Source organism: uncultured Fibrobacter sp. (assembly GCF_947305105.1).
In the GTDB taxonomy this organism is placed as follows: domain Bacteria; phylum Fibrobacterota; class Fibrobacteria; order Fibrobacterales; family Fibrobacteraceae; genus Fibrobacter.
Genome location: NZ_CAMZCS010000001.1, coordinates 138,619 through 160,850, shown reverse-complemented (window position 1 = coordinate 160,850; position 22,232 = coordinate 138,619). Strand labels below are relative to the sequence as shown.

13 protein-coding genes and 1 other RNA gene are annotated in these 22,232 nt (G+C 50.9%); 3 read left to right on the top strand and 11 right to left on the bottom strand.

Annotated features, from left to right (window positions below; all coding sequences use genetic code 11):
* Window positions 1-48: 48 nt before the first annotated feature.
* From Q0Y46_RS00690 to Q0Y46_RS00650, 9 genes are all read right to left on the bottom strand, one after another.
* Window positions 49-1,041 (bottom strand): tetratricopeptide repeat protein, encoded by a 993-nt coding sequence (locus tag Q0Y46_RS00690; RefSeq protein ID WP_295681775.1) that lies wholly within the window; start codon window positions 1,039-1,041, stop codon window positions 49-51.
* Window positions 1,031-1,684, bottom strand: coding sequence for an energy transducer TonB (locus Q0Y46_RS00685; protein ID WP_295681774.1), 654 nt, complete (start codon window positions 1,682-1,684; stop codon window positions 1,031-1,033). Before Q0Y46_RS00685 ends, Q0Y46_RS00690 begins: the two co-directional genes overlap by 11 nt.
* Entirely contained in the window at window positions 1,685-2,089 is a 405-nt protein-coding gene (locus Q0Y46_RS00680) for a biopolymer transporter ExbD (protein WP_290958651.1), read from the bottom strand.
* The gene (locus Q0Y46_RS00675; RefSeq protein ID WP_295681772.1) at window positions 2,086-2,745 is read right to left on the bottom strand and encodes a MotA/TolQ/ExbB proton channel family protein; all 660 of its coding nucleotides are present in this window, start codon (window positions 2,743-2,745) and stop codon (window positions 2,086-2,088) included. Before Q0Y46_RS00675 ends, Q0Y46_RS00680 begins: the two co-directional genes overlap by 4 nt.
* A complete protein-coding gene (locus Q0Y46_RS00670; protein ID WP_297943714.1) occupies window positions 2,745-4,280 on the bottom strand; it encodes a MotA/TolQ/ExbB proton channel family protein in 1,536 nt (511 codons plus the stop codon). The genes Q0Y46_RS00675 and Q0Y46_RS00670 overlap by 1 nt, the downstream gene beginning before the upstream one ends.
* Complete coding sequence (locus tag Q0Y46_RS00665; RefSeq protein ID WP_297943711.1) at window positions 4,280-5,074, bottom strand: DUF3450 family protein; 795 nt, start codon at window positions 5,072-5,074, stop codon at window positions 4,280-4,282. The genes Q0Y46_RS00670 and Q0Y46_RS00665 overlap by 1 nt, the downstream gene beginning before the upstream one ends.
* 85 nt (window positions 5,075-5,159) lie before the next feature.
* Window positions 5,160-5,897, bottom strand: a complete 738-nt coding sequence (locus Q0Y46_RS00660) for an ankyrin repeat domain-containing protein (protein ID WP_295681767.1) — start codon at window positions 5,895-5,897, stop codon at window positions 5,160-5,162.
* 148 nt (window positions 5,898-6,045) lie between these two features.
* On the bottom strand, window positions 6,046-8,292 hold the full coding sequence (locus tag Q0Y46_RS00655; protein ID WP_297943707.1) for a LysM peptidoglycan-binding domain-containing protein: 2,247 nt from the start codon (window positions 8,290-8,292) through the stop codon (window positions 6,046-6,048).
* 23 nt (window positions 8,293-8,315) lie between these two features.
* A complete protein-coding gene (locus Q0Y46_RS00650; RefSeq protein WP_290958664.1) occupies window positions 8,316-8,516 on the bottom strand; it encodes a hypothetical protein in 201 nt (66 codons plus the stop codon).
* Between the two features lie 341 nt (window positions 8,517-8,857).
* On the opposite strand from Q0Y46_RS00650, the gene Q0Y46_RS00645 reads away from it, so the two are divergent.
* Complete coding sequence (locus Q0Y46_RS00645) at window positions 8,858-10,819, top strand: thrombospondin type 3 repeat-containing protein (protein WP_295681762.1); 1,962 nt, start codon at window positions 8,858-8,860, stop codon at window positions 10,817-10,819.
* Between the two features lie 30 nt (window positions 10,820-10,849).
* Here the strand turns inward: Q0Y46_RS00645 and Q0Y46_RS00640 are convergent, their stop codons facing one another.
* Window positions 10,850-16,279: a cadherin repeat domain-containing protein gene (locus tag Q0Y46_RS00640; RefSeq protein ID WP_297943703.1), complete on the bottom strand. Its 5,430-nt coding sequence runs from the start codon at window positions 16,277-16,279 to the stop codon at window positions 10,850-10,852.
* Window positions 16,280-16,584: 305 nt separating this feature from the next.
* On the bottom strand, window positions 16,585-20,601 hold the full coding sequence (locus tag Q0Y46_RS00635; protein ID WP_295681757.1) for a cadherin repeat domain-containing protein: 4,017 nt from the start codon (window positions 20,599-20,601) through the stop codon (window positions 16,585-16,587).
* Between the two features lie 621 nt (window positions 20,602-21,222).
* Between Q0Y46_RS00635 and ffs the strand changes: the two genes are divergently transcribed.
* Both ffs and Q0Y46_RS00625 read left to right on the top strand, forming a co-directional pair.
* Window positions 21,223-21,319: signal recognition particle sRNA small type (ffs, locus tag Q0Y46_RS00630), an RNA gene on the top strand.
* A 67-nt stretch (window positions 21,320-21,386) separates the two neighbouring features.
* Window positions 21,387-22,004, top strand: a complete 618-nt coding sequence (locus Q0Y46_RS00625; protein ID WP_297943700.1) for a histidine phosphatase family protein — start codon at window positions 21,387-21,389, stop codon at window positions 22,002-22,004.
* The last annotated feature ends 228 nt before the right edge of the window (window positions 22,005-22,232 follow it).

The following is a 22,232-nucleotide window of genomic DNA, read 5'->3' as shown; positions in this document are numbered from 1 at the left end:
AAAATTTTTCGGGGTGTTTGCAGGCTTCTTGGGCGACAAGGCGAGCGCCTAGCGCTTTTCGCGGATACGCTTGTATATGGCCTCGGCCTTTTCGTCGTCCCCGGCGTTGGAATACACGTGGCCGACGTTTTCGGCACCGATGCGGCCCTGGGAATTCCCGGCAAGCCAGGCCTTCATATAACAGTCCAAAGCCTCGTCATAGCGTTTTTGCGTGAAATAGATCTGTCCGAGGTCGACATTCAAATCGCCAAGCCCCTTCTTGTGGCGTAGGCCCTCTTCCAAGGTGAAAATGGCCATCCAGGGGGAGCCTTCTTTCAAGTACATCTGGGCCAAGTACCTGCGGGCGGAAACATTTTCCGGTTCCATCAAAATACCGTTTTCCATCTCGTTGAGGGACTGCCGCGTGGAATCCATGCTGCGGTAATAGTACGCCATCGTAAAGTGGACATCGGCCCCGGCAGTGGCCGTCATCTGCAAGGCGTTACGCAACGTCTTTATCGCGTATTCGTAGTCCCCCAGTTTCTCGTAGACCTCGGCCAAGCCATACCAGGCATCCATGCGGTCCGGGTTCAGGCTCAACGCCCGTTCAAAATGCTTTTGCGCCAGTGTCCAGTCGCGCCCCTTCATGTAGCACTCGGCCAAGGCAAAGTGGACATGGTCGTTTTCTTCTCCCAGTTCCAGTGCGCGCTTGTAGGCGGCAATCGCCTCGCCCGGATCGCCGGCCAGGTAGTAGATATCGCCCATCAAAAGCCACGCCTTCACGAACTTCGGCAACAATTCGACCGTACGCTTGTACGCGACCAACGCCACTTCCTTGCGCCCCAGTTGTACCAGGGCGTTGCCCAAGTTGAACCAGGCAAAGGGCTCATAGCGGCCCTCGTCAATCGCCGCCCTGTAAAGGGGAACGCTTTCCTTGTACTTGCCCTGGTCGTAAAGTTCGTTCGCACGGAAGAAATAGTCCTCCGCAGCAAAAAGCGGAGCCACGCAGAGTAGCAATAGCAATGAGAACGCGAGCCTCGAGCCTCTTACCTTACTTAACAAAGCGGAACTCCTTTGTGGCCTTCTGCGCCACGGGATATCCGCCAAGCTGGGCGGGACTGAACTTCCACTGGCGAACCGCCTTCAACGCTTCAACCTCGAAACCATAACCCGGCGGATCCAGCGTCATCACCTGGGTCTGCACGACATCGCCATACACGTCGATAACCAAGAGCACCTTCACGTAACCGGACACGCCCATCTTCTTTGCCTTCTCGGGGAACTTGGGCTGGATTTCGCGGAGCACCTGGGCCTGTTCGTCCACCTCGCCCGCCTCGTACACCACGTTTTCCATGGAGCCCGCATCCACGACGGCTCCGTCGCCGGCATTGCCACGCGCGAGGGAAAGGTCCATCTGGAAATTCTGGCTGCGGCTCAGTCCCGGATGGCTCGAAATGCGGAACGGGTTCGGATTCACGACCGTACGTATAATCTTCTGCTTGACTTCGGGTTTCTTCTCGTTCACCAGGACCTCGACTTCGGTCAACACCTCAAGCGGCTTTTCCGTCTTGACACCCTTGTCAAAGAACAATGCGTTAATAACGGGAATGGCCAAGAAGAACACCCCGCTGACCACGAAGGAAAGGACTACCGCTATCGGGTAGCGGAAGTACCTAGCCAAGAAATCCGTGGGGGAAAAGCGCATTTATTCTTCCTTATTCGCCGAAATAGAAACCTTGCGGACCTTCGCCAAATTGCATTCGTCCAGAACATCCACCACGCGGCCCGAGGGGGCATCGCGGTCAGACACGATAATCACAGGGCGGTCAGGCGCCTCCGCCGTCATCTGGCGAAGGACTGTCTGCAGCGTGGAAAGGTTAACCTGCGTCTCGTTAATATGGATTGTCCCTTGACGGGTAATCCCTATCAAGATACTTTCCTTGGCGAGATCCTTCGCGGAACTCGCCTTCGGCTTGGTCACGTCCACGCCGGTCTCGCGGGTAAACGTCGAAGTGACGACGAAGAAGATGAGCAGGATGAACACCATGTCCAGCATCGGGGACACATCAATCCCGCCAGCATCCCTGTTCCTTTTACGAATAAAACTCATTGGTCCTCCCTAGTGCCGTCTTCGGGCACCTCGGCAGGTTCGAAAGACCAGGATTCAAAGCGAAGCGCTTCGCTCCATGCATGGTCCTCGACCTTTTCCACCTTGTTCATCAAAAAATTGTACGCGAGCATCAACGGGAAAGCGACTAGCAATCCCGCCTGGGTCGTCAGCAGCGCCTCGGAAATGCCATCGGCCAAAAGCACCGGGTTTCCAAATCCGAAAAGCTGGATAGTCTCGAAAGTATGCACCATGCCCGAAACCGTTCCCAAAAGCCCAAGCATCGGTGCGATGGCGGCACATGTAGAAATCGTCTTGAGCGAACGGGACAACCGTAGCGAAATATCGTGGCGGGTCGCATCCATGGCATTGCGCACGGCGACAGGCCCTTCGCTACGATGCTTGCGGATATCCTCGACAAGGGCAAGGAAGTAGCCGAAACGGCGTTTGCTCAAGCGCTTGACGGCCTCGTCCTCGCCCACCTTTTCGAGGTCCTTCCAGAAAGCCGACGAAGACCTCCCCTTCAGCATAAAGTAAAAGCCGTAGCGTTCAATCATCATAAACCAGCCGAACCACCCCAACAGGAATATCGGGGCGAGGACCCAGCCACCACGGGTGACGGTTCCCAAGGCTGTCTCGATGACAGAATATTCGGTCATCAGCGTTCCCTAATCCAGATGGCGTTCAACACGGCAAGGCCGGCCTTTTCCATGCGGCCACGCAGCGCATCGGCACGGTTCACCAAGAACGTATGCAGCAGTTGCAGCGGGATAGCCACGATAAGGCCAGCTTCCGTCGTCACCAAGGCGATGGAGATACCGCCAGCCAAAAGTTTCGGGTCGCTCGTGCCGTGCATCGTAATCACGTCGAAGAGTTCGATCATACCCATCACGGTACCCAAAAGACCGAGCAACGGAGCGGTCGCCGCAAACACAGAAATCCAAGAGAGAGCTTTCTCGATTTTCGGGACTTCGCCCGCAAAGAGTTCCTCGAGGCCCTTTTCGGCACTGGCTCGGCTCGGATAATTCTTAAGCAGTGCCGTACGAAGCACCTTGCCCACAGCACCCCTCGCCGACTTCGCCTGCTTGCGAGCTTCGTCCACATCACCAGCCGCAAGCGCCTTGAGGGCACGACGTGCCGACATTCCGCCAAAGCCCAAAATCAAAAGCACAACGAGGCGCCACAGCACAATCAGCACACCCAGCACAAGGATCGCGACAATCGGGTACATCAAGATACCGCCATCCTTGAAGAACTGGACCAGGTCTTCTTTCCAGCTCTTTTCCTGGTGGCTAGCAATCTCGGAAGAAAGTTCAGTACTCAGGAGCACGTCCACAGGAGCCATCACGTAGGCAGAATCCGCGGTAGCCGCAAACGCCTTGGCCACTTGGCCCTTGACATCCGTACCGAGATTTTCCTGCCAACTGTAAGTGCGGTTCTTTTCCCCTGCAACAGGGAGCATCAATGCCGAGGGATGATACCCGTTAATATCCATAACGCTTGCCATCTGCATCGCATAAAGGCCACCAATGCGCATGCGGTCGCCTTCGGCAACGGCAGTACCGAACAGGAGTTCGGCCTTTTCGTAGCGGACTTCACGTGTAAAATTGAGTTCGGACTGAGCCACGGCAAACACGGAGCGGGCAATGCGGAGCGGATCATCGCGGTACAGGCCCATTTCCTTCTTGACCTTGTTCATCGCTTCGGTGCGTTCCGGCAGCTTGAAGGGCACGCCCTGTTCCTGGAACTTGGCAAGCGTTTCCAAACGTTCGGGCCCCACCGCCAAGGAGAGGAATTCCGAGCGGGCCGTTTCGGCCTGCTGCTTGATTTGCGCCAAGTCTTCGCGGGCAACGCGCACATCTTCGAACAAGCGGGCGCGTTCCGACATCAGGGCGTCCACCTTTTCCTTGCTTTCCTGATAGCGTTCATTGAACAGTTCGCGTTCCTGGTTGGCAGCTTCCCTGTCCTTCCAGCGGGCAGCAACAGCCATGTCGCGCTTCTTGCGGGCTTCTTCGAGGTCGGCCTTCGCGCTGTTCAGTTCGGCACGCTTCTTGACCGCGTCAATATCGTTTTTCTGTTGCGCAAAAGAAAGCGGAGCAAGGCAAAGAAGAGTTGCCAAGACGAGAGAGGCGCGAGGTGCGAGGCTCGGGGTTCGAGTAGTACAAAGAGAGTTTAAGCGAGAGACGAGAGACATTATAATCCCTCCTTAGGAATGGAGACCGGGATGGAGACAAGGCGCGGAGCGGTCTTGCCTTCGGCCACCTTCATCACGTCCTTGAGGGCCGTTCTCATAGCGAAGTCTTCCGAAACATTGTTCCAGACAAAACCGCCGTCCGCAGTCCTCTGTAACCACAGCACATCGTTGCCGTCGTTGCTCACGAACACCGAAGCGACAGCGCCATAGCGCAGGAACGTCCCCGGCACGTTGCGGGCGTTCACCTGGAGGAACCCTTTGTAAACCTCGGTCGTGTAACCCAGGCGGATACGGTCATAGTAGATTTCAAGAGTGCGGTTGATAGCGTCGTCGGCATTCACAAAGCCCTTGGCAAGCTGTTCGGCAATCTCGTGGAGGCTCTTGACCACTTCTTCGTTCTTGTACGGGAAGTCGGCTTCGAATGCGGGAGCGAGCGAGTCGATGACCTTGGCCAGAGACTCCTGATACTTCTGCTTGCGGCTTTCGTACCAATGGATAGTCCCGGTTGTCTTTTGGCGAGCGTCATCCAAGTTCTTGATTTCGGCCTTAAGCGAATCGATTTCGGCAAGCAAAGCCTTGTTCTGGGCGGAGAGCGCTTGAACCTTCTTGCGGCCAACCTCGATGAATTCCGCATGACGCTTCTTTTCGGCATCATGGAGAGACTTTTCGCGGGATGTTTCCAGCTCGACAGCTTTTATCTGCCGGCGGACAAGTTCTACGGTTTCCTGCGCAAAAGCAAAAATGCTGCTTAGGCACAAGCAGAGAAACAGTTTTTGGACGGTATGAAATTTCATAGTGCGAAAAATACAAAAAGAACCTCGGCCAAAAAAGCCGAGGTCAAAAAAAATGCAACGTTATCTTTGCAAATAAAGCAAAAGATTACTTGGAATCCTTGAAATACTTCGGAGTATTCTTGGCACCATGCTTCTTGAGTTCCTTGATCAGGCGCGGATAGCCTTCGTTGGTCGCCCAGTCGAGCACAGAATAGCCCTGGCCGCACTTGGCGTTCACGTCGGCACCCTTGTTAATCAGGAACACCATCGCATCGAAGTTGCCACTCTTGACAGTCCAGTGGATGGGCAGATAACCGTCCGGGCCACGGACATCGAGCGGAGCACCAGCATCGGCGAGCATTTCGAGCACATCGACATTGCCACGCTTAGCGGCAATCAGCACGGCGCTACTCAGGCCAGCCGGGTCGGCACCTTCCTTCTTCAGCTGTTCAAGAAGAATCGTGACCACTTCCTTGTTGCCCATCATCACGGCGTTGTCGACAACCGATTCGCCATTGCTGTTGCGGACATCGGCCTTTGCACCGTGAGCGAACAGGTAATTGAGCGACATGATGTTGCCCTTGTTGGCTGCGATAGCCACGGCATTGTTGCCGTTATCGGCGGCGGCGTCAATTTCAAACGAGGCCTGGAGGAACAATGTCATCTTGGCAGTATCGCCATTTGCAGCATAAGACACGAACTGGTTCGGCGTAAAAGGAATTTTCCTCTTGGTCAGTTCCTTACGTACAGATTGCGGATTATTCGGGTCCATTTTATCATCGCAAGCGGTCATCGCGAGCAACAAGCTCAAAGCGCACATGCCAAATATTTTTTTCTTCATCATTTCAGCTCCAGAAGAAGGGTTGTTATAAATCTAATGCTAAAACTACACTTTTTTTTAGGGAAATCGTACAGAAAAAAAACAATTTACACCAAATTCCTTTTTCCCGACTCTATCGGAATCACCCGCAAACCGCTTTGTTTACAAAAATTTACCGTTTCTTGACGATTTTCAGGCGTTCCCCAGGCTTGACCTTTGTATCGTTCAAACCGTTCCAACGCACGATTTCCTCTATCGTTACCTTGTACTGACGGGCAATGTCCCAAAGGCCCTCGCCCTTCTTCACGGTATGGATAACCTCCCCGGGGTTCACCGGAACGGAGCTTCCTTCATCGTCGATTTCCCCCTGAACCCGGATAACCTGCCCCGGATGGATGGCGTTGGATGTACCCATGTTGTTCAGACGGCGGATCATGTCGGTCGTCGTGGAGAATCGCTTCGCAATGCTATACAGGTTATCGCCAGCACGTACCGTGTACATACCGTCTGCACTAGGAGCAGCACTAGGCACAGTAACAGAAACCTTCTGTTTCTTTTCGGCCTTGCTTGCCTTCTTCTTTATCTGGGAAAGGCTCGGGACCGCCAAAGTATCACCGACATGGAGACGCTTCGAGAAACCATCATTTGCATAGAGCAGCGACACCACCGGAATTCCGAACAGTTTTGCAATCGAAGCATAGGTGTCTCCGGATTCAACCACATACTTGTTCTTGAGCGGGACCTTGGTCGGAGTGACTACAGAGGGTTTCATATCCGGCTTCGAAACGAACAACGTATCGCCCGACTTGATCATCGCGCTTGCACTCATCGAATTCCATGTACGCAGAGACTCTTGTGAAACGCCGTACATACGGGCAACGGAAGCGAGATTGTCCCCAAGCTTTGCCACGTAGATTTTCACCTTGACCGGTTTCTTGCCCGAAGACTTCCTCGGCTTGACCTTGACAGGAATCAGGAGGTTGCGCCCCACGCGGATTCTCGAGTTCTTCATGTTGTTCGCCTGCTTGATTTCGGAAACCGAAATCCCGTACTTCCGGGCAATCATCCCCAAGTTCTCGCCCCGGCGCACCTTGTGGTGGGCCCAGCTGGAGAAGTTGTTCTTTTCCATCTTGTCGTAATTGTCGACAAAGGCGGGGCGTTTACCCACAGGCAGGCGCAGCACGTAGGAACTTTTGTCCGGCGGCGTACACCACATCACCAGTTCCATGTTCAAGTCGCGCAGCGTATCCTCGGGAACCTTGATCGCCTTGGCCACCTGCTCCAGCGAGAAGGAATCAAAAACCGTCACGGTATCGTATTCCGGCAGGTGCTGCTGCGTAATGGTCATCTCGTAATGTTCCGGGAAATGCCCAATGACCATAGCGGCCAAAATGCGCGGCACATAGCGCATGGTCTCCTTGGGGAGCGCCAAATCCCAGTAGGTAATTGCCTGGCTGGTATCACGGGTCGTATCGGCCTTCATCTCGGCAATCAGGCGCCTCACACGGCCTTCACCACAGTTATAGGCAGCCATCGCCAGCAACCAGTCCCCGAACTCGTCGTACAACCGGGAAAGGTATTTTGCGGCAGCAGCGGTCGCAAGCACAGGGTTACGGCGCATGTCCACCCAAAAATTGACATCCAGGCCATAACGTTTACCTGTCTCGGGGATAAACTGCCACATGCCCGATGCCTTCGCACGGCTGTACGCCTTCACCTTGAATCCAGATTCCACAAGGGCCAAGTAAACCAGGTCCTTGGGCAAACCGTTTTCGGACAAAGCGACACTGATCAGGGAATCATAGGCCGTCTTGCGGTTCAGCGAGCCCTCCGTGAACGCACGGGCGGACGTCGTCATGTAGAAGATTTCCTGCTGCACGCGTTCGTTAAATTCAATGGGGAGCGTAAACTGCCGAACGTCCAAAGTATCGAGGAAATTTTCAATGACCTGCAACGAAGCGCTGTCGGCGGCATTTTCGTCCAAATCGTCGATACCCTCGATAGCCACCTCGTTTTTGAGGTACGTTTCTTCCTTTTTGTCCGATTCGCCAAGGTTGGGGTACACCTCGTCCATGGCTTTCAAAATCCGCTCGGGCATCTTGGACCGGTAAAGGGAGTCCTCGACCTCGGAAACGTTCATGTACTGGGTATCCAGCTTTTCGGCAACCAGTTGGTTGAGCGATTCCTCAAAATAATGCCGGGCAAGGCTCCATTCCTGGTTTTCCATGGCTTGCAGGCCATACTGGTAATACTGCCACGACGGGCGAATCGCGAGCGAATCCGAGACCTTCTCCCTCAAGGCAAGCTCGGCAAAAGACTTTGGATCCGTCTCCGAACCATTCACCTCACCCATGGAGGATGCGGCTTGGCGAGGAGAGCAGGCGACAACTAGCGTAGCCAGAACGGCTACGACTACCAAATCAAGAAAGCGAGACCAGGAAATCACTGGTCGTAGTCCAGATCCTCGGCATAGTCAGACCAGATCTGGTCCCTCTTGAAAGAAGGCTGGTCAAAGTCGACCTCTTCGTCGAGTTCTTCTTCTTCTTCTTCCTCTTCCTCGGTTTCTTCTTCATTCGGGAACGGGACGGTGGCATCAAAGCCATCTCCCTTCGGACGTCGACCGCAATAGTAAGCAAAACTCATGTAGTTTTCCCTTCCTTTGTGTTAATGCAAAACTCGTTCAATACCAAACCAAATAACCCCGCACAGAGCAAAAGCAGCCACGACCTGCAATAGAATCAACCAATTGTTGATTTTGTAGGCCTTTTGGGACTTCCTGTGCCAAGCAGGACGACCGGTATTGGAATATCGTTCTCTTACCACGAAATGGAAATATACACATAATCTGAAAAAAACAAGTGGTTTGGCAAAAATATTTTTAATTTCTATGGTGATTTATGAAAAAAACGCTCCTGGCCCTATTTTCTTCCGCAATTTCCCTGTTTGCACAGACTGGAATATCTAAGAGTGCGGAGGGGGTAAGGGTGCCTTCGGCATTCACCTTGGGTCAGGGCATTCTATACACCTCTATCGGATTCGAGACCGTCAGCGATGGCGAACCGCTGGCCCTTGGCGGGTACTACACCGACGAATCCGGGAAAAAGGTCAGCATCGACAACAGCGCCGCCTCGTCGTCTTTTTCGGCATTTATCTCCTATGGAGCGCTAGATTATCTGGAACTCGGGATGTTCGTTCCCGTCCACTACGATGGCGATGTCGGCGAAACAAAACTCGAAGGGACCGCCCTCGGCGACATCCAGTTCTATGTAAAAGGGAGCCTCCCGACGGCCTTTCCTGTACAACTTGGGGGTTCTCTCGAGCTATACGCCCCCAGCGGCAGCGAATCCACTGGGTTTAGGCCAAGGCACGTCTGGTACATTCAAGGCGATAAAGAATCTTACGCCTATACGGCCAGTTCCTGGTCGATGGCCGTGACTTTTTATGCGACGCTGTACAACTTCAGCCTCGTCCACTGGAACAACTACATCGGCTTTCTCAAGAGCATGAGCAACAAGAATATCACGATGCTCTGGGGTACTGGCCTATACTTTTTCCCGAATAAAATCCTGAGCCCCTCCCTTGAACTTTCTGGAGAAACAAGGCTTGCCAGCAAGGATATCCCCCTGGCCCCGCTTTACGACCCGCTGCGGTTCACCCCAGGAATCCGCCTACACCTCCCCCGCCAGACAGACCTCTCCGTGGGTGTCGACATGGGCTTTGGATTCGTGAAGAAAATCAAGGAAAGGCGCGGTTTGCCCGTCACGCGGGAAACCGACGACCAGACAATAGAATACCGCATAGCCGGGCAACCCAAAATTGGCGTGACCGTCAGCTTAAACAAGACATTTGACTTCAGCTGGAAGGATTCTGACCACGACGGCATTATCGACCGCATGGACCTCTGCCCAGGATCTTCGTTAGGCGTCGCCGTGAACCAGCGCGGCTGCCCCGTCGACGAAGACAGGGATGGTGTACTGAACATCGTTGACGATTGCCCCAACACGCCAAGCGGAGTCTACGTGGACTACAAGGGCTGCCCCATCGACAGCGACCAGGACGGAGTGCCCGACTACCTCGATATGTGCGACAACACGCCCGAAGGCACTGCCGTGAACAAGAAAGGCTGCACACTCGATTCCGACGGCGATGGAGTCAACGACAATGCCGACAAGTGCCCCAAATCGATTCCTGGCGAAAGAGTCGACAAGGAAGGCTGTCCGCTGGACGAAGACCACGACGGCGTGCTCAACGCGGAAGACAACTGCCCCGGGACACCGAAAGGCCTGGTCGTCGACCGTACCGGCTGCCCGCTAGATTTCGACCACGACGGAATTCCCGATAGCGAGGACAACTGCCCCAACAGTGTCGAAGGCGAAATTATCGACGAGAACGGTTGCCCGATGGACACAGACCAAGACGGCGTTCCGGACTCCAAGGACCAGTGCCCGGAAACCCCCAGCGGGATGCTTGTGGGCATCAACGGTTGCCCGTCCGACCGCGACCGCGATGGCGTACCGGACTACCTGGACAAGTGCCCCAACACCCAACCGAACATTCCGGTCGACTCCACAGGATGTAACCGGGACACCGACCAAGACCACATTCCTGATTACCTGGACAAATGCCCCGGCACATTCCCTGGCATCAAAGTGGACGGCTCCGGATGCCCGACAAACAGCAAGTACAGCCTCGAAGCCATATCGAAGAGAGTTCTGTTCATTTCGGACGGTGGCACTCGACTCATGAATTCAAGTTTCACCGCACTAAACGATGTCATCTACCTGATGCGGCGCTTTGATTTTAAGCTCACTGTAATCTGCAGCAATCAAGTGCAAGCAGACAACATCGTAAACTACTTTGAATCTAAAGGGTTCAACGAAGACGATGTGACTGTACAAATAAAACCGGGGAGCGCAGTCCGATTCTTGCGCACCCCGGCAAATTAAAACCCGATTCTATCGGGACTATCCCGAATCCTATTTCTTTTTCGTAATCGGGCGCTTGTAACCGAACGGCTTCAGCATTTCTTCGGTCACACGGCGCTTGGCACCCATCTTGCCAGCCTTGTCGTCCCCATCGATCGGAGGCAGCGAGCAACGAAGCGTGCTGTGCATGGTAACATCCGTCTTGTACACGTAAGCCCCTGTAGCGAGAAGCTTACCATTCGTAGACCTCAAGTCACCATTCACATCGGGCTTAAGTTCCATGAACATAGAGAGCATGCCGGCATCGTCCACATAGTCCGGGTCGTCCAGTTCCAGCGAGAACGTGTACTTGTCAACAAACTGGCCCAGGTTCGTGTAAATCCAGACATCGACAACCATCGTCGTCAGGTAGAGACTGGCCTTGCTGATATCACTGGGAAGCGAGCGAACGAACTCCGCCGTACAATACTTCTCGGCGTATTCCTGTACCGACATCTTCTTACTGTCCTTGGCATCAACGCCATCCAAGGCAACAACACCATCATTGACCAGGTCGTCCAGTGTTGCGAGGCCGTGGACCGCATTCACTACAGGGAGCTTGGCATCAATTGCAATTGTCGGGCCAAGATGTCCCTTGAGTCCCGGATAAGGTTCTTCACCGGAAACCTGCTTGGTATTCTTTCCGCCAGAAAGCATCACCTTTTCGGTTCCCTCACGAACATTGTAGAGGCTCACAGCAAAGGTCTCGCCGTTCTTCGGAGCCTTTGAACCGTAGTACTTGGCAACCTTTTCGTCGTCAATGACGGTTACAGGCTTTTCAATAGAGATTTCCACATCCTTGATACCCTTGACCACCACAAAGATGACCGCAGAGTCCGTATTGCCCGCCTTGTCGCGATAATAACGGATGATGGGGTTTGTCCCCTTCTGGAGGCCCTGGGTTACAAGAGTATCCTGAACAACTCCATCTACAGTCCACTTCACGTCGACAAAGTTGGAGCGGAGTACCGTTCCATCGGCGGGAGAAAGAATCTCAACCTTCGGGCGTGTCTTGTCAAGCACCATGTACAGAGACTTGGTCGAAGTATTTCCGTACTTGTTCGTATAGGTGTAGCTAATGTCGAATCCGGCATTACCTTCATCGTCCCTAGCAAACTTACCCTTCGAATCAACACCATACGACACATTGATGGAATTGTCGTTGGAGTCCACGTAATCGTACGAAACCGTATATGTCGCCCCATCGCGACCCTCGATCAGCTTACCCGTCGATGCGTCCGCCTTGTAAGAGATCAGCACATCCTTTCCGTCGACGCTCATCTTATAAGAAACGGTAATTTCTTTCTTGCCGCTTTCGCCCTTGACCAGTTCACCCTTGAAGTTCGTATGGTACGTGACCGTGACCTTGTTACCGTTCACGAGTTCCGTGTAAGACACCTCCAAGACCTCGCCATTCAACTGGAGCACCTTCTTGTCTTCGGTGGCATTGCGGTCCAAGGTAAGCCCGGCATCGACAATCTTGTTCATCGTCTTTGTAAACGTGGCCGAAGATATGTACAAGGAATCCAGTTCCAGGTTCACTGTAAAGGTATCCAGTTTAGACGAGCCCGGATCCTTGACAGAAACGAACACCTTGTTCTTTTTCTCGTTCACGTAGTAGGCTGTATCGCCTTCATCCTTTTCCTCGACAACCGTGAATATGTTGGAAGCCTTGACGTCTTTGTCCTTTGTCGACACAGACACTATCGGCGAAGCGGAACTTACGTAAACGATGACCGTATCGGCACCGCTATGATTCTTCTTCGGGTCCTTGAACGTCTTGATGATGATGTTCTTGCCATCTTTCAGTTCTTCAGTACCATAGCGAAGAGTGCCGTCTTCGGTCCATTCAAGATCAATGGAGTAACGGTTCGTATAGATGGTGTCCGGCATCAGCCACACAGAATCAGGCGTTTCGCCACGAGTGATGACAACCTTCGACCATTCCTCGACATCCTTCACCTTAATCGTGATGTCGTTCGTATCGCTAAATTCGCCATCGGTCACCGAGACTTTGAGAACATAGATGGAATCCAGTTCATAATCCAGCGAATCAATGAGCTTGATCGTTCCATCCGTCAGCACCTCGAACCCGACACTCTTGCTAATCAGCTTGAACGTATGCTTGGTAAACGCCTTTGCCGTATCCAGGTCGTTGGCAATGATGGTACCGATAGTTGTACCAATCTTTTCATCTTCCGAGACCGTGAACGTCTGCGGCGGGAGCGTCACAGGTTCATTCACATCGGTAATTCTCACCGTTATCAGCGTATCGCTCGAACCGCCATGTTCATCGAACACGGTTACTTCAAACGAGAGTGTATGAGCCTTTTCGTAATCAAACGCAGTGCTGTCTTTCACCTTCATCACGCCATCTTCGGAAACGGTGACATAATCCACTTTAGATTTCAACTTGAAGGTGAACACAGAATCGTTCTTGTCTTCGTCCGTAGCGGTCAACTGCCCAATGACATAGCCATTGTTCGGGTTTTCCGGGAACTCGTATAAAGTATCCGAAGTGAAGTACGGATTGTCGTTTACGTCGTTCACATGGATAGCCATCGTCGCCGTGTCCTTGAGCGAGGTATCGGCCTTATCGATAACCATCACGGTGATGGAATAGAGGGAATCCTGATTGTACTTGAGGACAACGCGAGTCTGGATAGTTCCGTCTTCCTTGACAATGAACTCGGCCGTATCCCCCGCGATGGCGACAAACTTATGTTGGATAAACCGGGCGGCCGTATCGAGGTCGCTCGTGAGCGAATCTAGTTTGCCAAACGAGGAATTCGTCGGGAGGTTCTCGTCGACATAGAATGTGCCCGGCACAATCGAGGGCATTTCGTCCACGTCAATGACATTGATAATCACCGTAGCCGTATCGTACTGGTAATATTGAGTACCGGCGGGGTTGTTATCGCAAACCACGACCTTGACTGCGTACACGTTCACTTTCTCATAATCGAGGACCATGGAGTCATTCACGGTAATTTCGCCAGTAGTCGCCGAAATAGAGAACAGTCCGCTCGTGTCCTCGGGCATCGAGAACGTCAGATGCTTCATGCAATCAATTGCACTGCAGGTCGCGGTGACCTTCCCTGCCAGTTCGTCCTTAGCGTTATTCTCTTTAACGCCCGGTTGATTGCCGTTATGGAGCACAAGGATATGCTTTGTCGTGTCGTTACCCGGGTCAGGCGGAATGACAATCTTGGGGCCATCGTCTTCGTCGGTAACATTAATTGTAATCGTCGCATAATCAAAGAGTTCAGGCTGCTTTGAATCATAGACCTTCACCTTGAGAGTGTGCTTTTTCTCGACTTCGTAGTCAAGGATTGCACCGCTCTTGACATAAATGGAGCCGGCGGAATCCACCTCAAAAAGGTCTGTTGCAGATCCTGTTTCTTCCACAGCTTCGGCCATGTCGTACTTACGGTATTCAGAATCCTTGTCCGGATCATCCCAGACGACATCGCCAATCCACGTACCTCCCGGAGTATTTTCCTTCACAGAAATCACTCCATCCTTGGCATCGGGCGCTTCGTTCACATCAGCGACATTAACCGTGTACGTCTTTTTCACCGGTGTAGGAATCTTACCATCCGTGACAGAAATCTGCACCGTAAAGGAAGTATTCGTTTCGTAGTCAACAGATGTATCCGGTTTGAGATAAAGGTTGCCATCACCATCAATTTCAAAAATATTCTTGCCTGTACCGCCAACAACTCGCAGCGTAAGAGGATCTCCATCTTCGTCCAAGGCAGAAATCTGCCCGGCAGTATCACCGAGCACATTTTCGGTAACAATCAGATTATTGTTATCTACCAAGACTGGAGAATGGTTGTCGGCATCTTGAATCAACAACGGCAAACACGCGCCGAAAGCACTATCTGTCGGGTAATTGCCCTTGATTATGGCACCACTCAAATTCGAAATACAAATGTAGAACCACTCATCTCCCTCGACAGTACTATCCTTGGCAACTCGTAACCAAGCCTTGTAGATACTGTCCGTCGGAGAAACAGAACCCGCATGGATTAACACACTGTCCGTTTTCGAACCAGTCGATGCACCACAACGCGGCATATCAGAGGGGACACCATCCTTGATGTCTTCGGGTTCTGCAAAATTGTACCCAGCCGAATCACCAGGAGTCTTGAAGCAATAATTGAAGCGTACATCCGTTGTCGGAATCTTGTCCAGCTTGACATCGATGGGTACTAATTTATCGTTTTCCACGTACTTTCCACTGGCAAGCGCTCCCGGGTCTATCTTTGGTGGATTGAACGGCACGAAGATAAAGCCGGAACCATCAAAGTTTGCATCAATTATGATTTTATTCGCAATCAACTGACCGGCAAGGGTCATCTGCTGCTGCACATGAATTGTTCCCTGAGAGATAAATGTTCCTTGGAGAGAATCCGTTTGACTAATAGCAGCCCAGGTGAGGCTTTGTTTCATGTAAATAAGAAGGTTTCCCGTATATTTGTCATTCTGGATACCCCTATACGCACCAACCCAATGATGAGTTGAATCAACATACTTCGCGGTATCATCCATATACATAACACGAATACGCGGATGCGGTCCGAAATTCACTGAGCCATCAACAAAAATGCGCGTAAGACGGCCGCCAGAGGGCATACGGACAATTATTCCGCAATCATTCGTAAAGGAAATCGACGACAAGTGGACATCGAACACATCGCCATCGCGTTCATCCTCGGTAGCTTTAGAACTTGGAGGAACATCGATATACAGAAAGTCATTATCCAAGCTAACGTCACTCATATGACGAGCAGTATTATTCTTTCGCGTATAGAGAAAGTTCGAGCCAGCAGCAGGTAAAAGGCTATCAATAACCACGGGGATAGTAAGGTCCGTCTTTACAGCGGGAACGGTATCTCCTCCGGGGCATGTACCATATTTGCCGCCAAAATGGGCATGAGTGCTATCAACTAAAGTGTCAAGCGCCCCTACAACAGAACCGGATACGCAAACATGCCCATTAATTACGTTTTTTCCACCATTGGCTTTGAAGTTTTGGCTCCCCTCCACATTGCCAACAACGCGAGTCGGCCCCGTAATCAAGGTATCGGAACCTGTATCAAAATAAATTCGTCCTCCAATCAGAATAGGGCCACCCACGCGATGACCATCATTCTTCATCGTCCAAGCGCCGTTCGCGGTACCGAACCATCCAGTCTTGTCGGGGATATTGATGTTCGACCCAATAAAGTCAATTCCAGTCTGGCCGAAAATCTTGTACTTCATCAAGTAATCCCACTCAATTTTCTGATTAGCGGAGTCATCCTGAGCGAGACCTTGCTTAACAAAATAGAAGGGATAGAAATTATACGCCGGAGAAACAGCGAAGGCTTCGCCCAACAAGCACGACATCACGATGCCGAAAACAAGCGCTATCTTTTTGTTCCACTTACCCATAATAACCTTCTAAGGGATTTGTGTTTCGGTTAACTCCGTATTCCAAATTGGAATACATAAAATTTACATTTTCCAGACGTCCCATAGCAAAAATAAAAAATTTTTCCCTTAAACGGAACAAAAATCTACATTTCGTTTAATTTTATAAACAAAAATCACGATTTTCCGGCCTAATTTTTTTTACAATCTCGATAGTTAAAAAAAATTTTCATCATTTCATTCATAAAAAGGGCTATATGCAACAAAAATGAACAGGACCCAGAAAATGGGTCCTGTTCTATTTTGGAGCAAAAATCAGTTCAGAATCACTTTTTCTTCATCGGCGGGCGCTTGTAGCCGAACGGACGCAGCATGTCCTCGCTCACCTTACGCTTTGCACCCTTCAAGTTTGCAGCCGGCATGCCTTCTGCAATCGGGGGCAAGGTACAGCGGAGTGTGGTACGCATAGTCACTTCGGTCTTGTACAAGTATGCCCCTGTACCCATTAACTTGCCGCTCTTCGTATGGACATAGCCCCCAAGGTCCGGTTTCAATTCAAAGGCCATAGAAAGCATGCCACCTTTGTTGACGTAATCCGGATCGTTCAAGTCCACATCAAAGGAGTAGTCATCAACAAAATTGCCCAAATTTGTATAAACCCAAATATGCACAGACAGTTTTGTGTTGTAAAGATTCAGCCGGCTCAAGTCCCCACTGAAGGATTCCTGGAATTCCTCTGTACAATACTCGGCGACATACTGAGACGGAGCCATTTTCTTGCCCCCCTGAGCATCCACGCCATCTACAGACACCAGTCCATCCGACGAGACAATGTCGTCAAAGGTCGCGAGGCCGCCAACGGAACTAGCCACAGGCATTTTCACATCGATAGTTACTGTCGGGCCCAAGTGATCTTCCTTGCCAGGATAAGGTTCGTCGCCGGAACCTTTGGTCGTCTTCATTTTCCCGCCAATTAAGATTTCCTCTTCAGCCGCCTTTGAATTATTGTACACGCTTACGGCAAATGTCTGGTTTTTCTTCGGAGCCCCAGCTTCCGCATAATATTCTTCCACTCTATCCGAAGTCACCACCGTTACCGGCTTTTCAACATGGATATCCAAATCCTTCGGATTCTTCAAGACCACAAAGACGAGCGCAGAATCCGTATTTCCGGCCTTGTCCCGATAGTAACGGATAATGGGGTTCGTACCCTTAACCAAGCCTTGCATGTTCAACGTATCTTGCTTCACGTCGTTCACAGTCCAAATGACATTTACGAAGTTCGTGTGGACCTTGGAGCCATCTGCAGGGCTTTCAATATTAACAACAGGCTTAATGGTATCAAGAACGACAAACACCGACCGACGGCTCGTATTGCCGAACAGCTTGTTGGTATATTCATAAGCGACCTCGAAGCCGGGGTTGCCTTCTTCATTCTTCATCACCTTGCCCTTGGAGCTCACAAAATAGGAGATGTCAATCGTTCTCCCGGCCTTATCCGTATAGGGGTACGTGACAATATAGGTGCCACCATTCCACTGTTCAATCAACTTACCCGTTATTGCATCAGCCTGGTAAGACACCGTAATCTTGTTGCCCTTGCTATCCTTCGTCTCGTAAGAAACAGTCATCACCTCGATGCCGGCCGCATTCTTGATTACATCTCCCTTAGAATCCGTATAATACGAGACCTTCACCTTTTCGCCTCCAGCCTTTGTGAAATATTCCACAAGGATAAGGCTATCGTTGGCGTTCGACTTCGTCGCCGGTTCCGAAGGAGTAATATCCAACAGGATATTCGCTTTAGCAATTTCGTTCATCTTCTTGTAGACGTCTGCACCAATAGCGAGAGTGTCCAACTTGGCTGTAATGGACATTTTCTGTTCGGAATAATTGCACGTAGAATCCGTGTAAGTCGCATCGAGAATGGGTTCCCGGACCTCAACTAGAATGACGTTTTCAGTCTTGTTCACATAATAAGAGGTATCCGAAGCAGGGACCTGTTCCACAATCGTGTAGATGTTGTCCGCCACGGGCGGTTTGACATCCACGGCAACCTTCACTTCCGGTGTACGCGTGCAGACAAAGATGACGATGGTTGCAACAGTCCCATGGTCCTTCGTCTTGTCGTAATACGTAAGCGTCACCGTATTGAAACCTTCGTGCAAATCGGTCACGAGCGTGTCCGGTTGCGGGATACCGTCGGCAGTCCAAGAGAGGTTAATCTCGGTCCTGTTGATATAAAGGGTATCCTTCGGGAACTCCCAGGTCGTGTCCTGAGTTTCGGCCTTCGTAATGACAATCGTGGACGTTTCCACTTCGTTGTCAACAACGATGATGACCCTTGCGGTATCCACATTGCCGTCAGAATCCTTGACCTGCACAAACAATGTATCGAACTTGTCGGCTTCGTAATCCAACACGACTTTGGTCGTGATGACTCCGGTACTGTCGCCAATAGCGTACTTGTCCGAATCACCGGCAATAATCTTGAGCGTGTTATGGAGGAAATCCAGGTTCCGGTCTTCGTCCAACACGGGCAACGTGTCGACGACAGTGCCAATCGGCTGGTTTTCTAGGACATGGAAAATCGTATCGCGGACTTCCGGGGCCTCGTTTTCGTCAACAACGATAACCGAGATGACCGTCGAGTCATACTCCGTTCCGTTGGAACACTTCGCAAAGAATCCATAAGACGGCTTGGTCTCGTAATCAAGCGCAGAATTCAAAATGAGGGAGGTCGAATCAAACTTAAACGTTGTCCCGGCATCACCAGAAATGATCGTACAGGTCAATGGGCCCGAGATTCTTATGTCGTCCAACATCCCGACAAGAGTATCAATCGGAGCATTTTCCCTGATGGTAAACTCCACGTTCACGACATTGATGAACATTTTCTTGCCCTTGTCGCAGATATTCGGAGCGTCCACCTTGCACAAATCAAATTCAATCGTCGCATACGGCGTACCGTAGGCATCCTTGACCGGAGTGAACGTGAGCCCGGTAATCTGGCCAATAGCCGGGTCAGAGGTACCCGGAGTTGCCTTGATGACATCGCCCACAGCCACGGCCGTTCCATTATACGTCAAAGTCCCGACAGAAGGGATGCTCTTGATGACAACGTTATAAGTCTTCATCGGAGTAACACTATCAGGACCAAATGCAGGGAAACTGGTAATCGTCAAAACCTCATTCACCTTGGAGGATACCGTCGTATCCATGGAAACCGGCTTCTTGTCGTTATCCACGATGATGAACTTCATCGAATAGCTAGCATCGGGATTGCGGTCCCCGTTCGGGGTAATGGCAGCCGTCAAATTAAAGACTTTTACGATAACGCGTTCATTATCTTCCTCGTACGGGTCGTCCTTGGCATGGAAAATGATGGGATTCTTCATTGTCCTCGAGCCCTTCTCGAATTCGCCATAGGCCGTATCCCTTCCGCAAAGCGGGAGGCTAGCAAAAGAAGTCGTCTCCACATCGTTCACATTGGCATCTTCGCAGAACTCGTCGTCCTTATAACCATCACAGGAGTTTGCATCCTTGAGGGAGAAGCAGTAATTGAACGTGACGCGGGTCGGAGGATCCTTGGAGAGAACCAGCTTGACGGTATCGCCACGCACCTCGTTGTCTTCGTAGGCCCTGGCATCTATGTCGATTACAGACGGATAGAACGGCACATAGCGGAAGTCGCCAGCCATGAAGTCTGCGTCAATACTAACCCTTTTCCCCGCCAATAGTTGTCCGGCGAACCTATAATGTTGCCAAAAATGGATTGTGCCACCGGAAATAAACGTTCCCTGGTAAATGCATTCTGAAGCAGGAAAATCAATATCGTTCGGGCTGTATATCAAGAGATTTCCGCCATAGTTCGCATTAGTGACAGGCCCATTCTTGTCAAGGATAACAAGATTATGCTTACCCCCTTGAACTGTCATGGATCCCTTAACAAAAATACGGACATAGCGATTGTGCGGGTTATTAACATAAAGAGTATCGCAACCATCATGCACTTCCAAATTGCGCGTGACAAGAATATCGTAGAACTCACCCGTACCCGACGGAATATCGATAATGGATACCCTTCTCGTTGTATCCACATTTGTATTCTTGTCAAAGACCCAATCACCGTCAATGACCTTATCAAAATTATAGTTCCAGTCAACTTTAGGAACATCCAAAGTTTCATCAATTGCAGGAATCCTAGAACTGTCGCAATTTATGGTCGCATGGCCTTTTGAAAAAGCATCACCCGTGAGTTCATATCCATTTTGACCTTTGTCGCTACAAACAGTTCCTCGCCAAACCACCTTACTAGCACCATTTGTGCTCAGGTGTATCACATCTCCAAAATGGCTAGGCCCTGACAAAATAGTGTCTTCTCCATTATGACCATAGTACGCACCTTTAAAAGCAAGAGGACCGCCAATAGAATGGCCTATGTTTCTCATCGTAAAGCTACCCGTCGCACTACCGGAATAGCCAACAGAGTCATCTATAAATATGTGCTGGTTATAAAACCCAACTCCTTCAATAACACTTATATTACGAGTATTAAACTCAATTGTAGTCTGAGTGCCAGTACCCCAGAGCTTGTACTTGATAAGCCTCTGCCACTCAGCTTCCTGCTTGGCATCATCAGAACTATCGACACGAGTGAAATAGAACGGACTAATTTCCGAAGCAAAGGCTAAATTTGCTGCAAAAAAGGCAAATAGAATGAACAATGCCTTACTAAAAAATGCTGGTCTATATTTTTGCCCAACCATGTAGAACTCCCGGAAGCCGTCCTTCCACTGATAGATTTCAAAACGAAAAGAGTCAGCCCCTTTTTCCCATAAACTTAACACAAATATAGTTTATATTTCTTTACACATCAATATATAATCATAAAATTGTAATTTTTATCATCAAAAAAACGCAAGAAATTTGATTTTTTGCGGAAAACTAACTATATTTGGTGTTCCTAGGCCCTGAGCAATGACTATTTGCGGGCAAATCGCCAGGGCGAAAGCAGCAACGGACTTGCGAATTTTTATGTGCTCAGGTAGCCTAGGATTTTTTTTGCAACCCACGGGTTGCTTTTTTTATTCAACCACCAGCCTCTAGATCCTAGCCCCTATTCTCTATGCTCCTCTGGACCATCCGACACAGCAAGCCATACAACCCCAAAGATGTCTGCTACGGCAGGCTCGACTTTGACGTATCCCCCACCTTCCCGGAAGAATCCGATGGAGCCATCCAGGCGTTTTTGGCAACCGGAGCAAAGCCGTCAAAACTGTATTCGAGCCCGCTCCTGCGCTGCATGCGCCTCGCCGACAAGGTTTCTGCGGCGACAAACCTCCCCATCGAGAAAATTGACGCCATCCAGGAAATCAACTTCGGCAATTGGGAAGGGCAAAAACTGACGGAAGTACCAAGGAGCGAGATGTACGCCTGGCAAAAAGACCTCCGAGGGTTCCGTTTCCCGTGCGGAGAATCTTTTTACGACGTGGACCTGCGGGCCGGAAATTTCCTTGACACGCTCCCCGACAATGGCGAATTCCTGTGGGTAACCCACGCCGGGGTCATCGCGGCCATCATGCACTCGCGGTGCGGACTCCCCGACAACCGGTTTGTCGAAGGCGAGTTCTCGTACACCATGGTCACCCGGTTCGAGTTTACGCGGGACAGCGAAGGCCACTACAAAGGAGCATACACCAAAATCCACGACGGAATACAGATGCCGCCGTTGGTGATGGAGTAGAGACGAAAGACGAAAGACGAAAGACGAGAGGCAGTAGGAAGTAGGAAGTAGACAGTAGGAAGTAGGACAAATGCGTAAGGCGAGTGCCGCGGTCAAGCTTGCTTGAACATGGCCGAGCCGAGCATTTGGTACTTGAGCGAAGCGAGAGTACAAGTAGGCAGTAGACAGTAGGAAGTGGTGAATTTTGAGTTTGTCCTTTAACTGCTTACTAATCATCTGAAAACTCAC